This is a genomic window from Acetobacter sp. DmW_125128, assembly GCF_008704325.1.
Classification (GTDB): Bacteria; Pseudomonadota; Alphaproteobacteria; order Acetobacterales; family Acetobacteraceae; genus Acetobacter; species Acetobacter oryzifermentans.
In genome coordinates, this window is record NZ_VHOP01000020.1 from 22,807 (window position 1) to 36,798 (window position 13,992).

Annotated in this window: 14 protein-coding genes and 1 tRNA gene; 5 read left to right on the forward strand and 10 right to left on the reverse strand. The window is 50.1% G+C overall.

Annotation, left to right across the window (positions count from 1 at the left end; translation table 11 throughout):
* Positions 1-105: 105 nt before the first annotated feature.
* Positions 106-2,925: a glycosyltransferase gene (locus FKW19_RS08370; RefSeq protein WP_089179818.1), complete on the forward strand. Its 2,820-nt coding sequence runs from the start codon at positions 106-108 to the stop codon at positions 2,923-2,925.
* Here FKW19_RS08370 and FKW19_RS08375 read toward each other — a convergent pair.
* The gene (locus tag FKW19_RS08375; protein ID WP_089179817.1) at positions 2,922-3,881 is read right to left on the reverse strand and encodes a rhamnan synthesis F family protein; all 960 of its coding nucleotides are present in this window, start codon (positions 3,879-3,881) and stop codon (positions 2,922-2,924) included. The two genes, FKW19_RS08370 and FKW19_RS08375, sit on opposite strands and share 4 nt — an antisense overlap.
* A gap of 111 nt (positions 3,882-3,992) precedes the next feature.
* On the opposite strand from FKW19_RS08375, the gene FKW19_RS08380 reads away from it, so the two are divergent.
* On the forward strand, positions 3,993-4,262 hold the full coding sequence (locus tag FKW19_RS08380) for an HU family DNA-binding protein (protein WP_003623313.1): 270 nt from the start codon (positions 3,993-3,995) through the stop codon (positions 4,260-4,262).
* Between the two features lie 72 nt (positions 4,263-4,334).
* Here FKW19_RS08380 and FKW19_RS08385 read toward each other — a convergent pair whose 3' ends face one another.
* From FKW19_RS08385 to FKW19_RS08410, 6 genes are all read right to left on the reverse strand, one after another.
* Entirely contained in the window at positions 4,335-5,615 is a 1,281-nt protein-coding gene (locus tag FKW19_RS08385; RefSeq protein ID WP_089179816.1) for an MFS transporter, read from the reverse strand.
* Between the two features lie 264 nt (positions 5,616-5,879).
* Positions 5,880-5,954: transfer RNA gene (locus tag FKW19_RS08390), tRNA-Gln, on the reverse strand.
* A gap of 89 nt (positions 5,955-6,043) precedes the next feature.
* A complete protein-coding gene (locus FKW19_RS08395; RefSeq protein WP_089179815.1) occupies positions 6,044-6,685 on the reverse strand; it encodes a TetR family transcriptional regulator in 642 nt (213 codons plus the stop codon).
* A gap of 57 nt (positions 6,686-6,742) precedes the next feature.
* Complete coding sequence (gene proC / locus FKW19_RS08400) at positions 6,743-7,564, reverse strand: pyrroline-5-carboxylate reductase (RefSeq protein WP_089179814.1); 822 nt, start codon at positions 7,562-7,564, stop codon at positions 6,743-6,745.
* A complete protein-coding gene (locus tag FKW19_RS08405) occupies positions 7,564-8,064 on the reverse strand; it encodes a YbjN domain-containing protein (protein ID WP_035353015.1) in 501 nt (166 codons plus the stop codon). The genes proC and FKW19_RS08405 overlap by 1 nt, the downstream gene beginning before the upstream one ends.
* 57 nt (positions 8,065-8,121) lie before the next feature.
* Positions 8,122-8,424, reverse strand: a complete 303-nt coding sequence (locus FKW19_RS08410) for an accessory factor UbiK family protein (RefSeq protein ID WP_089179982.1) — start codon at positions 8,422-8,424, stop codon at positions 8,122-8,124.
* Positions 8,425-8,703: 279 nt separating this feature from the next.
* Between FKW19_RS08410 and FKW19_RS15420 the strand changes: the two genes are divergently transcribed.
* Together FKW19_RS15420 and FKW19_RS08415 are read left to right on the forward strand one after the other, a co-directional pair.
* On the forward strand, positions 8,704-8,874 hold the full coding sequence (locus FKW19_RS15420; protein WP_162853384.1) for a hypothetical protein: 171 nt from the start codon (positions 8,704-8,706) through the stop codon (positions 8,872-8,874).
* Positions 8,871-9,803, forward strand: a complete 933-nt coding sequence (locus FKW19_RS08415; RefSeq protein ID WP_150150551.1) for a DnaJ C-terminal domain-containing protein — start codon at positions 8,871-8,873, stop codon at positions 9,801-9,803. The genes FKW19_RS15420 and FKW19_RS08415 overlap by 4 nt, the downstream gene beginning before the upstream one ends.
* 66 nt (positions 9,804-9,869) lie before the next feature.
* Here FKW19_RS08415 and FKW19_RS08420 read toward each other — a convergent pair whose 3' ends face one another.
* Positions 9,870-10,283: a hypothetical protein gene (locus tag FKW19_RS08420; protein ID WP_089179813.1), complete on the reverse strand. Its 414-nt coding sequence runs from the start codon at positions 10,281-10,283 to the stop codon at positions 9,870-9,872.
* 167 nt (positions 10,284-10,450) lie between these two features.
* Here FKW19_RS08420 and FKW19_RS15425 point away from each other — a divergent pair, with 167 nt between their 5' ends.
* On the forward strand, positions 10,451-10,615 hold the full coding sequence (locus FKW19_RS15425) for a hypothetical protein (protein WP_006115656.1): 165 nt from the start codon (positions 10,451-10,453) through the stop codon (positions 10,613-10,615).
* A 30-nt stretch (positions 10,616-10,645) separates the two neighbouring features.
* On the opposite strand, the gene FKW19_RS08425 is transcribed toward FKW19_RS15425, so the two are convergent.
* Together FKW19_RS08425 and FKW19_RS08430 are read right to left on the reverse strand one after the other, a co-directional pair.
* Complete coding sequence (locus FKW19_RS08425) at positions 10,646-11,398, reverse strand: 2OG-Fe dioxygenase family protein (protein ID WP_089179812.1); 753 nt, start codon at positions 11,396-11,398, stop codon at positions 10,646-10,648.
* Complete coding sequence (locus FKW19_RS08430) at positions 11,391-13,913, reverse strand: mechanosensitive ion channel family protein (protein ID WP_039891599.1); 2,523 nt, start codon at positions 13,911-13,913, stop codon at positions 11,391-11,393. Before FKW19_RS08430 ends, FKW19_RS08425 begins: the two co-directional genes overlap by 8 nt.
* Between the last annotated feature and the right edge of the window lie 79 nt (positions 13,914-13,992).

The window sequence follows — 13,992 nt, forward strand, 5'->3', positions numbered from 1 at the left end:
GCTTAAGAGGAAAGCCGGGCCTTAGGGTCCGGCTTTTCTTTTTGAAATAGGTTGTATAAAAAGATTGTGTGATATTTCTAAAGTATTGTGAAAGAATTAAAGCTTATGGCGTATTCTAAATTGCCGTGTGACACGCCAGAAAAGCAGCAATCTACCGAAGAAGCCCTTACCGCTAGTTATCGGGCCAGTATGCGTATTCAGGCTATGCGCATGGATGGCATAGTCCATGAAGCCTCTTACCTTCGGCATGAACTTTCACAGTCACAACGTCAGCTTAGTATCTGGCAGCATACATTATCCTGGCGTCTTACGGCTCCGTTAAGGGTGGTTCGGCATTTAAGTAAAGGGCAGCTACCAACAGGCCGAAAAATCTCGGACGTTTACCATAGGCTGCAAGAAATTTATCAGGATGAAGGTGTGGCAGGGGTGCGGTTTCGTATCTCTCATCGTTTGGCACGTTCATCCATTGGCCGTGCAGCTGAACGTCTATTTGAACGTAAGCCCGCCACAGTGGGTACTACTGTTGAGGGTGGGGACAAGAAAAATACAAGTATTTTAACGCATGAAGAAAAAATAAATCAGGTTTATTCTGCAAATGTTGGCAAGGAACGCTTAAAAGATTTGACGCCTCGGGTTCTGATTATTGCAGAGTTATCTCTGCGCCAATGTGCCAAATATCGCGTTTGGCAGAAAGAAGAGCAACTACGGTCTTTAGGGTGGCTTGTAGAGGTTGTTGATTGGCGAGAAACAGAAGAAGCTCTTTCAGCTCTTCAGGTATGCACAGAGGTTATTTTTTACCGTGTTCCCGCTTTTCCTGCGGTTGAAACACTCCTTAAGGAAACAAGGCGGTTAGAGCTTTCCCCTTGGTGGGAAGTGGATGATCTTATCTTTTCTGCAGAAGATTATAAGCAGAATGGCAATTTGGCCACTTTGGACAAACAGGAGCAAGAAGAGCTTCTGTTTGGCGTTCGGCTTTTTCGTAGATGTTTGTTGTCTTGCGATAAGGCCATTGCCTCTACACGTGTGTTGGCGCAGGCTATGCAGAAAGCCGGCATTCAGCATACCGTTGTTATAGAAAACGCGCTGGATCAGCAGACATTGGATGTGGTGGCGGACATCCGGCAAAATGGTGTGCCCCAGCATGATACGCAGCGCGAGATACGCATTGTGTATGGTTCTGGCACACGTACGCATGATGCAGATTTTAAGCTGGCGGCAGCAGGTATTCTTGCAGCCATGCAAGCAGACCCACGCCTTACACTGCATATTATCGGAGATCTTACTCTGCCATCAGAGTTTGATGCGTTGGGTGGGCGAGTGCAAACCCAGATAGGGTTAGATTACGCAGCTTATATGCAATTGTTGGCGCAGGCAGATATTACGATTGCCCCATTAGAACCTACGATTTTCAATGATGCCAAAAGCAATATCAAATTTCTGGAAGCCTCTGTTCTAAGTTTGCCTGTGGTCTGCTCACCGCGCGATGCGTTTATGCAGATTGTACAGGATGGTAAAAATGGGCTTGTCGCACAGACCGATACAGAATGGTGTGATGCCATTTTAAAGCTGGCCGTTGACAGCACATTACGAAAAACACTTGGCGATCAAGCCCGTAAGGATGTTCTGAACCATTATAGCCCAGAAGCCATTGTGAAAAATCAGGTTTTGCCAGCGTTCGGCAAGCCAGAAGTTCAGAAGTCATCAGAATTACGCATTTTATGTGCGAATATTTATTACGAGCCACGCTCTTTTGGCGGCGCAACATTTGTTGCAGAGGAAATGGCTCGCAGGCTTCAGCAGCAGGAAAACACAAAGGTTGCCGTGTTTACATCACGCCCTCCTTTGGCGCAGCGCGGCAAGGCGAGTATCCGCTATTGTATGGAAGGCACAGATATTTTGGGTGTTATCACGCCCCCAGATCATGATGCCGTAGCAGGGTTGGATAATGCCGATGCCACGCAAGCCTTTAAAAAGTGGGTGGAGGCATTCCGCCCTTCAATTGTGCATTTTCATGCAACACAAGGGTTGGGGCTAGGTTGTGTAAGGGTATGTATGGAAAAAAACATTCCTTACGTCATTACACTGCATGATGCATGGTGGTTATGTGAGCGGCAGTTCATGGTGAAAGCCGATGGACATTATTGCTTTCAGGAAAAAATCAATCTGCATACGTGCCAGCTTTGTGTGCCGCATGCACGTCATCTGGCGGAACGTCAGATATTGATGATAACGGCCATGCAGCATGCCGCACTATTGCTGACCCCTAGTGCCGAGCATCGTGCACTTTTTGTTGCAAATGGAATTCCGGCAGACAAAATTCGGGTAAACCGGAATGGTTTTTTGTGGCCCAAATCTTCTCATCCACAACGTCTTCCCGGCCAAAAACTACGCTTTGGCTACGTAGGCGGTACAGAAGAAATAAAAGGATACTCTCTTGTAAAACGCGCATTTGAAGCGCTGGAACGAGATGATTGGGAACTGGTTATCGTTGATAACAAGCTGAATCTGGGTATCAAATCTGTTTACACAGGAGCATGGAAAACACAGGGGCGTGTTTCCACAATTCCAGCCTATACGCGTGAGACAATAGACGACTTTTTCAATAGCATTGATGTGCTGCTGTTTCCTTCGCAATGGAAGGAAAGCTATGGCCTGACCGTGCGTGAAGCGTTATCGCGCGATGTATGGGTAATCTCTACCGCTCCGGGTGGTCAGGCGGAGGATATTGAGGATGGAGTGAATGGCACCCTTATTCCGATAGATGGCAGGCCAGAAACCCTGCATATGGCGGTGGAAAACCTTTTGGATACACCCGGATTTATGCAGGACTATGTAAATCCTCATAAAGCGACCCTTGCCACATTTGAACAGCAAAGTGCAGAGCTGGAAAAATGGCTGTACGAAGTGGCGCAAGTCTCAGGTTAACGCGTTGAACGTTTCAGATGGCCTATCTTCCAGCGTAGGCTATCTGCTGTGCTGATAACGTTATAAAGCGCTCGGCCTTTTGCTGTTGTGGCAGCAGGGGCTGATCTGGATTCGTTTTTGCAAAAGCTATCCATGATCCATTGGCGATCAAAGTCGGACGCTGGGGGAATAACCTCTGGCCACCGGTGTAAGTTCGAGATAGCGAAGCTGTTGTTCCGTAAGAGTTCCCGCTTGATAAAAGGCACCTGCCCAGAAGCAGCAACAGAATACCAGTGCGTGTGCATAGGGTTGGTGGGGAGAAAGCGAGCTAGAGGTGACTGTAGATCGCTCCAGGCTGCCTGAAGAGGAACTCCGGCCTCTTGCAGCGCAACGGATAACCCTAATTCCCCATGCCAGATAATTTCATTCCGACTCATTTGTTCAAATGGGAGGGAAAAAACACGCTGCACTGGTGCTGCTTGCAGTGTGTGCCGCGAAAGCCCAACAAACCATGATTGCAAATGTGGTGTGATAAGGCGGGAGGCAACAAGCCCCCAAGCAGGTAACGTATATGCGTGTGCTTGTTTTACTACATCGGCAAGAGGTCGAAATGGCCCGAAGACACTGTCATTCGCTAAAAGTACGTAAGGAGCTTGATCTGCAACGTTTTTTTGGAACAAGAAACGCCATGCTCCAAAGTCCATTCCTCCGTTAGGGCGTTGCCAAACGTGAATATTATTTTTTTTACAGAAAACAATGGTTTCTTTATCTATTGGGGTTTCACCAGAAAGAACCAGATGCAGAATAAAACCGCAATCCAAAATGTTTTTTAGGTAAAACCGTGTAAAAATCGGTAAAATACCGTCTGGTGCGAATGCAGCAAAAAGACATACAGACCCCACCGGTAAACCTGTGTCTGAAAAGCCACATGATCCGTTTTTGCTGACAGGATCGGAAGGATTTAAAAGATGCTGCATTTTTTAAGTTGGTTTTTTCATCAAAATGTGACTACAAGCCCTTAAAGCATAGGCATGATAGCCAAATAATTCTTGTGCATACAGTTCTGTCTGAAAGGGAGTTAGTACTTCATGAGCAAGGCCTTTATTGCAGCAGTGATCCAGGACTCGATCAACTGCACCGGCGTTGCCGCCAATCAGGCAGCGAATGACCTTATTGATGCGATTGTAGAAGAACTGAAGCGTGAAGGTGGTTTTACACTTCCTTCTTTCGGAACGTTTACAGTGCGTAAGACCAAAGCTCGTAAGGCCTTGAACCCTCGCACGGGTGAGCAGGTAAAGGTCAAAGCTGGCAAAACGGTACGTTTTAAAGCAAGCCCGAATCTGAAAAAGGCTGTTTAAGCCTGAACAATCGGGTAGCTGCATAAGCTTTGGAAAAAGTCTTACGGATATTGTTCCGTAAGGCTTTTTTTATCAGGAATGCTCTGGGGTAATGTCTTCCAGCCTATCCAGTTTGCGCAGGCCGGGAAACAGCATCATCCAGATTCCACTAATGCATAATGTGCCAATACCGCCTAATACAACGGCAGGAATGGGGCCAATAGCAGCGGCCAGCATACCGCTTTCAAATTCCCCCAACTGGTTGGATGAACCAATAAAAAGCATATTCACCGCAGAAACGCGGCCACGCATTTCATCTGGCGTGCCTAATTGAACCAGTGCTCCGCGTACCATAACGCTGATCACATCCGCTCCGCCCAATATTGCCAACATGATAACTGAAACGGCGATGGAGCGAGAAAAACCAAAGGCAATGGTGGCAAAACCAAAAATGGCAACGGCTGCAAACATCCACAATCCAGCATGTCGCCCTAAAGGATGACGGGCTAAAATAGCGGCCACCAATAATGCACCAATACCAGGAGCAGCCCGCAGCAAGCCTAATCCCCAAGGGCCTGCATGCAAAATATCATTTGCAAAAATGGGAAGCATGGCTGTCGCCCCGCCCAACAGCACAGCAAATAGATCTAGAGAAATAGCGCCTAGCATAGTGGGCTTGCGGCGTAGAAAAGCAATGCCGCCAAAAACAGCGGCTAGGGTTGCAGGCTGTTTGGCGCGGGTTGGAAACTGCAATTTCATGGAAAAAGTACAAAATGCGGCAATAGCAAAGCTAAGCGCGCACAATGCATAACATACCCCTGCGCCCAAACCGTATAGCAATCCGCCCAAAGATGGCCCAGCGATACAGGCAACCTGAAACAGAGAGGAAGAAAGAGCCGCTGCACGTGGAAAGAGTGCAGGAGGAACCAGAGAAGGCAGAAACGTTTGCTGCGCGGGTGCTTCAAAGGCGCGGCAGATGCCAAATACCACCACAAGCCCGTAAATCATGAGGGAGGTGAGGTGATGCGAGAATGAAGCATACGCCATGAACGCCGTAGCAAGCGCCTCGATCACCTGGCACGAGATAACAATACGTTGCCTGTTATGCTGGTCTGCTGCGTGCCCGGCAGGGAATATAAACAGCACCATAGGTAGAAATTGTGCCAGCCCCACAAAACCCAATGCGGCTGCACTATGGGTAAGAGCATAAACCTGCCACCCTACAGCTACTGCCTGTACTTGAGATGCAAAGGCAGAAAGTGTTCTTCCTCCCAGAACAGCAGGAATACCCTGTTGCTTCAAAAGCGAGGGAGGCGGCGCAGAAGGGGGTGTCATGAGAACGGGGGCAGTCTGATAGAGCAAAAGAAAAAGCACTAATGGCGTTTTCTATCAGAGAAAGGAATATTCCGTAACGTCAAGAGTAAGTGTGAGTATCAGAAAACTTATTCAGAATAGTTTTACATTTCATGATAAAGTATTCTGAAAGTATGGTGAATGTTAAAGTCATATAAATAAATATAGAATTTATTTATGATTATTTCTATAAAATACAAATTTCAACAATACATTGCGGGTGAATATATTCATTTAATTTTTATAAAAATAAAAACACGAATATTTTTTAAAGAGATTAGGTTCTGGCTGGGGCGGGAGGATTCGAACCTCCGCATGGCGGAATCAAAATCCGCTGCCTTACCGCTTGGCTACGCCCCATCAGCATTAAGCTGCCAGTGCCGCTCTTTTAAGGCAAACTGACAGCTTTCGTAAAGTCTGTTTTTCATATCTTTGTCAGAAGAAAAAAATTAATGGCCTTCTGCAAAGCTAGAATCTGCATCCGGAAGAGCCTCCAGATCTGGCAATCCGTCATCCAGAGAGGCCGCTTCATCACCTGCGGGAAAGAGGCCAAAACGGCCAGCTTTGTCTAACGCCAGATCCAGAGCCGCCATGGTGCTGCCCATATCGGGGCTGTCATCTTTTTCCCATGCACGCAAAGTGTGGGCCCATATGCCCACAATCATGTTCACGCGTACAAATCCGCCTAGCCCGTTGGCGCTAATGCCTGCGGCATCTGCCATCCAGCGCATGCTTTCAAGCGTGGCACCACCTAGAATGATAGCTAGGGGAGGATCCATCGGCAGGCTACGCAGCACAGAACTGAGGCCTTCACGGTATTGCTGGAATACATCCAGCCGGCGCATCAACAGGTCAAACAGGCGTTCACGGGTGTTGCCGCTTACTGTGTCATCAGCCAACGCGACATCATCCGCCATGCGCCCAAGACGAAGCAAGATGGAAGCCTTAAGCGGAAAGCGCTGCCGCGCCTCACGCAGGGAAAGGCCTGCATCACGCGCGGCATCCAATACAGAAATGTGCGACCAACCACGTTCTGCAGAAAGTGTTAGAGCTGATGAAACCAGCGCTGCATCAAAATCATCATTGTCCATTTAAAAACCTGCGCGAGAAGAAAGAGAAAATATAATCAATGGGCATAAAGGCAAAAATCAGGATGCAAGTTCCTTGGCGCGCTTAACGGCAGCAGCAATGGCGGTTGAAACGGCCTGTGGCCATGCATCGGAGGCCATCAGAACTTTCAATGCGGCTTCTGTAGTGCCACCGGGGCTTGTAACGTTCCGGCGTAACTCTGCGGCATCTGTGGGAAGCTGATGCAACATCTGCCCCGCACCATAAATGGTGCCGCGCGCCAGCGCACGGGCGGTTGGTGCGTCCAACCCTTGTTCTATGCCAGCCTGTTCTAGCAGTTCAGCTAGAAGAAAAACATAAGCAGGCCCGCTGCCAGAAATAGCGGCTACGGAATCAATTAACCCTTCCTGATCCACCCATACGGTTTTACCCACAGCGCTGAGGAGTTGATCACACTGCTTTTTCTGCTCTGCGGAGGCTTCGGGCGGTGCATAAAGCCCGCTCATGCCTGCACCTAAAGCCGAGGGAGTGTTGGGCATACTTCTGATAATAATAGGAGAGGCCGAAGTGTTCCCTTCCCGATAAGCTGCCAGTAGGCTGGCAATGGTGCGGCCAGCCATAACGGAAAGCAGTGTGGCGTTAGGGAAGTGTTGGGCCAGTTCTGCCAGAACGCCATTGGCTTTTTGGGGTTTGACGGCAACCAGAATAATATCTGGCGCAAAATCTGCCGGAATGGCCTCTAGAGAGCGCACAACACGGTGGGGAGCAGGAAGCTCTGCCAGGTGCCGGTCTATAACTACAGAAGGGGCTAACCCATGCGCTAGCCAGCCTTCCAACATGGCACCACCCATTTTACCGCAACCGACGAGAAGGATGGAGGGCAGGAGGGGGGTGTTTGTCATTATGCTTCTCCCTGACAATCAATCATGGCTGTTGCGAGTGCCGTTTTGGCATCCAACCCTGCGTGCAGAAAAAAACGAAAAGCAGGGTAAAAACGTTCGCATTCAGCCAATGCAATGTCGATCATATCTTCGAATACATCGGTAACGGATGGTGTACCGCGCAACAGCAGAGCATGGCGAAAGAGCAGAACGCCGTCTTCTGTATCCAGGCTGAAATGGCCAACCCATATCTGCTCATTCGCTAGCCCGATCAGTTCGTACAGATCGGGGTGCTGTGTGGGGGCTGCCTTAAGATCAAACGCACAGGTAAACAGAATAGCGCCCAGTTCGGCTGACCATGAAAAAAACAGCCCGTAATCACACCAGCGGGAAGGGGCTTCTGCTGCCATTTCCGTTGGGGTGCAGCGTTCAAATGTCCAGCCATGCCCACCAATTACCTGTTCCATGAGATCAAGCGGGTTGGTGAGCATGGAGGATGCTTCAGAGGTCAATGCTGGCATGGGGGTGCTCCGTGCCTGCGGGAAGGCAGAAAAGAATATTTAAGGGGAAGTGCGGCTTCAGCCGTGGTGCTGGTGCCCATGATCGTTGTTGTTATGGGCCAGCTTGTGTTCCAGAGCCGTTACGCGTTCTTCCAACGCAGCCAAGCGGCGTTCGGCATCTTCCTGGCCAATCCGCGCCTGGGCGGCTAGGTCACGCATCACTTCAAATTCTTCACGGCGCACAACCTGTAGGCCAGTCAACACTTCATCTACACGGCTGCGAACAATAGCGTTAATTTCTTCGCGCACACCTGTAAGGGCGGAAAAAGCTCCACCGGCCACGCCGGCAAGATCATCAAAAAAGCGCGGTTTGTCAGCCATAGCCGGTTTCTCCATCATTCTGGTTTGCGGCATAAACGTTAGCAAAGTGTGTTTATGCCGTTATCTTACATTCTGGGCTTTATAAAGAGTATGAGCGCCAGATGCCACGCCTTACTTTTAGCGGCTGCGGGATATATGGGTATCAGCTATTCATATGGTGCCGGGCATCCATTGACCGTGCCTTTGAGCGTTCCCATTATTATAAGTAATGTCATGAAAAAACTGTGGGCATGCGCATGCTCTTTTATGCGGCCTTCAGGGATATGGAGAAAGTGATTTATGAACAATTTAACGGCGGAGGCATATCTTAAACCCCGTCTGGAAGCTTTTGTGAAAGAGGCAGAACAGGCCGGGTATTCCCGTGATGTTGTGATTGCTCTGCTTATGAGTTTGCTGGATACGGATAATTTTTCCGATTCCCGCCCTGCTCAGCAGGGAGGTGCCGCATGAGCGTGCGTGATCCGTATGACGTGCTAGGTATTTCTAAAAGTGCCAGCCAAGATGATGTGCGCAAGGCCTATCGTAAATTAGCCAAAAAATACCATCCCGACCTGAACCCTGATGATAAAAAGGCCGAAGAACAATTCAAAGCCGTTAATCAGGCTAATGATCTACTGTCTGATCCAGAAAAGCGCGCACGTTTTGATCGCGGTGAAATTGATGCTGCCGGGCAGGAACGGCACCCCGGTTTTGGCGGCGGAGGCGGGTTTAACGATTTTGGCGGGGGTGCGGGTGGCTTCCGCTATAGTGGCGGCCCCGGTGGTGCAAGCGGCTTTACAGAAGAAGATCTGAGCGATCTGTTTGGAGGCATGTTTGGTGGGGGTGGCCGGGCGCGGCGTTCTGGCCCACGTAAAGGGGAAGATCGATCCTATACGCTTAAGGTCAGTTTTCTAGACGCTGTAAACGGCGGTAAATCTCGTATTACCTTGCCAGAAGGCAGCACGCTGAATGTGACAATCCCTCCGGGGATAGAAGACGGCAAAGTGTTGCGTCTGCGTGGTAAAGGTGCCCCCGGTGTGCAAGGTGCCCCCGGTGTGCAAGGTGGCCCAGACGGAGATGCGCTTATTACCGTTACCGTGATGTCTGATCCCACATATACGCGGGAAGGGAATGATCTGCGGGAAAATCTGGATGTAGATCTTAAAACCGCTGTGCTGGGTGGGGCTATCATGGTGCCAACCCCAACAGGCACGGTGAAGATGAATGTGCCTGCAGGTTCAGATACGGGCACCGTATTGCGGCTTCGTGGCAAAGGCGTGCAGGCGCACGGGGCCCGCCCAGCAGGTAATCTGTATGTGACGTTGCAAGTGAAAATTGGCAAGCCAGATGCCGATTTGCAGGAGTTCCTGAAAAATTGGAATCCTGCAGAAGAAAAGTAATTCAGGCCGATAAATCTTTCCCTGCCCATTATATTTTGGGCGGGGAAAGTGGCGGAAATTCAGATATCAGCCGTCATCGCGGTAAAGTGGGATCTCCATTTTATGCCCATCTTTTTGAACCAGAACCAATTGAGCTGTATTTTCTGAAAGACGAGTCAGCGTAGCGGTTACGTCTTCTTGCTGTCCTTCCCATACCTCGTTGGATTTACGCGCCAGGGCAAAGTGGTTTTGCTTTACAACTTTGCTAATGTTGTCCGGTACAACAACCATTAAGCGTGCTGCGGGGCCAACAGCGCGGTTACCCATAATGGTAATGGGTTCCATAACCATTGTGACAGCCCACTTACCCATAAAACTTGCAATGGAATAAGGCTGGGCTGGTGCAGCTTTTTCTGTTGTAGCCGGTTTCTCTGGGGTTTGGGCAAACACGGGGGAGGCAAGGAGGCTGGTGGCAAGAAGGGCCGAAGCAATCTGTTTCAAGTCTGAAACTCCAAATGAATTTCTTCTTATGTGAACCCCGGGCAGGGGTGGCGTCCACCCCATTTTAGGGAATGGGGCAACCCTATGGCCCTTGACGAAAGAGACAATCGTAGCCAGATAAGTGCTATGAACAAATCAGCATTGCATAAAACGAAAAGGACACAGGTATGAGCGAAGCAGAACAGCAAAATAGTGTGGTTTCTTCTGCTTCTGCAGTTTCTGCTTACAATACCATTTCTTTTAAAGAATGCTGCCAGATGGCTGGTGCCATGTTTTTTGTATTTTCTTGTCTGGCTTTGGGGCTGCACGCTATTTATTACGCAGGGTATTAACAAAAAGGCCGGTTCCCCGGCCTTTTTATTTTACTCGTGGCGAAGCGTCACAACAAGCACATCACGATAAGCCGGTAAGGCAGGGTTTACGGCCTGTACGGGGGTAACCCCATGATACACACGGCTATCATTTACAAAAGCTGTATCCAGCGGGTTGGTGAGCGTAAAGCCCCCCACGCGTTGGCGGTTGAGATCGTGAATGGATGTTTCTCCGCGAGCAATATTTTCTCTGCGGATCATCACAACACATACCCAGTCCACGCCATCTCGGTGCAAACCTTCCGGCGTGGGTTGCCCGGCAGCATTTTTACTGGCTTCAATTCGGAACTGATGAATTTCTGCATGCCATGCCGGAGGGCGCTGTTTGGCTGGCGTCATATCCACGGCCAGCTGGTGCATAAGTTTTAGAATGGACAGTAAAGCCGGGTTCTTACCAATTTCTGGTAATACCGGTTGAAACCAACGTTCAATCCCCCCATTCAGCGTATTGTAATCACGGCTCTGGTAATGGGGTTGATGTGGTTTACGCAGAATTTCCTGATCAGAAAGTGAGAACGTGGCATAGCGGCGGCGGCGATAGCGCCCGCCATCCGCCATATACCGGTCACACCCCAGATCATTCCAGCTTGCGGCAAACTGGTCCCAATCAGCTAACCCAAAACCTTGCAGGATGGGGCGCATACTTGCTGCTTGCAGGAAGGCGAAGCCCTCCTGCGCCAGCGGTTTTTCAATACAATCAAGAGGGGCTGTCCCCCCTGAAAGGTTCAACCCTGTTTCAGGCATGTGGTGGTTCTTTTGCTGCAGGCGGTGCTTCTGGAGCAGAAGATTTGGCTTCTTCCTGCACCTGAGCGGCCCGTTGGTTAATTTTTTCAAGCAGTTCTGGCGGCATTGTATCCATTGCCAAATGGACCGGGGTGCCAGGCGGCGTGGTGGAGTAGGATGTTGGGGTATAGAATTTTACGCCCTGAGCAGCCATGCGGTTTGCAATGCGGCGGTAAAATTCGCGCTGCACTTTCCACTTCATCATAGGTGCGGTTTTGATGGAGCCAACCAGCACAGCGCCGTTTCCGTCCGAACTATCAACACCCAGATCAACGTAGTCAGACAAGATGATGTTCTTGTAAGCGTCTTCCTTGCGCATTTCCTGAACGGTGTCCTGCATGATCTTGGCAACTCGTTCGCTGCTTTCGGTCAGATCCACCGTCTGATGCACAATAACCTGGTTAAACCCACGGGCAGTATTGGCAATGGAGGTTACGGATGAGAAGGGGATAATATGCAAGTCACCATCCACAGAGCGAACGCGCAATGTACGGATGGAAAGATGCTCAACAATACCAGCAATCCCGCCGGTAGTTACCCAATCGCCTACCTGAATGGCATCTTCTGCCAGCATGAAGAAGCCGGTGATAACGTCTTTAACCAGACTCTGTGAACCAAAGGAAAGACCAACCCCCAAAATACCAGCGCCTGTGAGCAGGGGGGTAACGTTAATACCAATCTGAGACAGCGTGGTGACTGTTACAAAAATGATAATAACGGCCAGCAAAACGGTACGGATAATAGGCAGCACAGTGCGCAAGCGTGCCGCGCGCGCAGCCTGTGCGCTGGATGTGTAACGGGTAATCTGTTTTTCCAGCAGGCCGTTTACGACCTCCCATGCAACAGCAGCAACTGTCATGCCGATAAGCAGGCAGATGGCGGCACCAATCAGACGTTCACCCAGCGCAGAACTAAAGAAGAAGCGGAAGCTGGGAATGCTCCAGCTTTGTGCCAGACAGATGGCGGTAATAAAAATAATGGCAATGGTAATAATCCGGCGCACGAACGGGTAATAGAAATCCGCGCGCTTTTGCATGCCCGGATAACTGGCTTCCAACGTGGGGCTGATACGGAATAGCTTATCCTGCAAACCATAAGCCAACAGGGCAATAACGCGGGAAAGCACCAGGCAGAGGAAGGTCAACAGTGTTCCGCGCAGGATCCACTGATAGCCTCCTTTAAGATGTGCGGCCCAGACAAACCACAGCGCCATGTCCAGGAACATCACGGGCACCCACCACACATGCGCCAGCGTGCCGGCAAAAGCCCAGAGGGCATTTTTACGCATGTTGGGGGAGGGTTGCAGGGCCCGTGCCACAATATGGCGGAGCCGCCAGATAAAGGCTGCAATAATTAGATGCTGGATCAGCACCACAGCACGTTGCATGGCATCTACACCGCGAGGGCTGAGATCAAACTCACTCCCCAAGGTAGATAGGCAGATCACAATGGAAGGGGCAGCCACCAGCACGTTCCACCAGCGTGTGAGCAGGCGTGCCGTTTCATCCGATGCAGGAATAAGGCGGATAGCGTAGGAGCGGGGTGCCAATGTTGTTTCCACAACCAGATATAGCCCACGCGCAATGGCGTAAGCGTTAATAAGGGTGAGAGAAACAGTATGAGCTTGCGCTGTGGTGGTTAAAAATTCTGCGCCCAAATAACCAACAAGCAGGCACACCCCAACAGGCAGAAGTTTGATAAGGAAGTGCAGTGCATTATACGGTACGCGAACTAAATAGCGTAAAACTTCGGTGCCACGCCGCTGGTCATTTTCACGCGTTTGGGTGGTATTCGCATCATTTGCTGCTGCGGCATCGCTACTATCAGCTGCGGCAGCAGATTCGGCAGAGGCCTCTAGCCGCTTTTCTCGGTTTTCTGCATGTTGCGTTACAGAGTTCAGCGGTTTGCGCATTGCAATGCTGGTGGCGCGTTCCAGAACCAGAGCAAGGCCAATAATCAGCAGGGCACGGCTAAACGCATCAATCAGGGTCTGCCGAGAGGCCGGGTTGCGGATTTCGTTTTTGAACCACGGGCCAACAATACTCAAATCTTTAAAAAGACTGGTAAAATTGTTCAGGTAGCCATGAATCGAACTTTGCAGAGTATCCAATTCTGAATGGACATCGCTGTCTATAACAGCGTTATCTGCCTGTGGTTTGGCAGCCGCTGGGGCAGGTGCCGCTTTAGGTGTGGCGGCAGGTAAGCCCTTGGCCATAAGGGAAAGGGTTTTAGAAAAATCTTCCCGCTTTTGCGGATCGTTCAGAACGTTCAGTAACTGCTGCGCGTCCTGTTGTGTCAAACCGGTGGTTTGAGGAACAGTTGCTGCCGTATCCGCACGCGCATGCGTAACAGGGAAAAGAAACCCCAATCCCAACGCAAACAGGCAAAAAAGCCGACAAAGCCATGCAGCCAAGGAAGGCGACTGAGGCGGAGAGGGTGAAAAGGATAGACTCTGATCCGGACTATTGGCCGCCATGGGGGCGCTGCATCCTTTGCTGAACGGGTAAAAATATCCAAGGGCACGCAAGCAACAGCCATGCCCAGTCTGCCTCTAG

Bases quoted from the DNA above. Each gene is read 5' to 3' on its own strand.
- FKW19_RS08395 (WP_089179815.1), bottom strand. From the start codon at position 6,685: ATGGACAATGATGATTTTGATGCAGCGCTGGTTTCATCAGCTCTAACA.
- FKW19_RS08380 (WP_003623313.1), top strand. From the start codon at position 3,993: ATGAGCAAGGCCTTTATTGCAGCAGTGATCCAGGACTCGATCAACTGC.
- proC (WP_089179814.1), bottom strand. From the start codon at position 7,564: ATGACAAACACCCCCCTCCTGCCCTCCATCCTTCTCGTCGGTTGCGGT.
- FKW19_RS08415 (WP_150150551.1), top strand. From the start codon at position 8,871: ATGAGCGTGCGTGATCCGTATGACGTGCTAGGTATTTCTAAAAGTGCC.
- FKW19_RS15420 (WP_162853384.1), top strand. From the start codon at position 8,704: ATGAACAATTTAACGGCGGAGGCATATCTTAAACCCCGTCTGGAAGCT.
- FKW19_RS08425 (WP_089179812.1), bottom strand. From the start codon at position 11,398: ATGCCTGAAACAGGGTTGAACCTTTCAGGGGGGACAGCCCCTCTTGAT.
- FKW19_RS08375 (WP_089179817.1), bottom strand. From the start codon at position 3,881: ATGCAGCATCTTTTAAATCCTTCCGATCCTGTCAGCAAAAACGGATCA.
- FKW19_RS08370 (WP_089179818.1), top strand. From the start codon at position 106: ATGGCGTATTCTAAATTGCCGTGTGACACGCCAGAAAAGCAGCAATCT.
- FKW19_RS08430 (WP_039891599.1), bottom strand. From the start codon at position 13,913: ATGGCGGCCAATAGTCCGGATCAGAGTCTATCCTTTTCACCCTCTCCG.
- FKW19_RS15425 (WP_006115656.1), top strand. From the start codon at position 10,451: ATGAGCGAAGCAGAACAGCAAAATAGTGTGGTTTCTTCTGCTTCTGCA.
- FKW19_RS08410 (WP_089179982.1), bottom strand. From the start codon at position 8,424: ATGGCTGACAAACCGCGCTTTTTTGATGATCTTGCCGGCGTGGCCGGT.
- FKW19_RS08405 (WP_035353015.1), bottom strand. From the start codon at position 8,064: ATGCCAGCATTGACCTCTGAAGCATCCTCCATGCTCACCAACCCGCTT.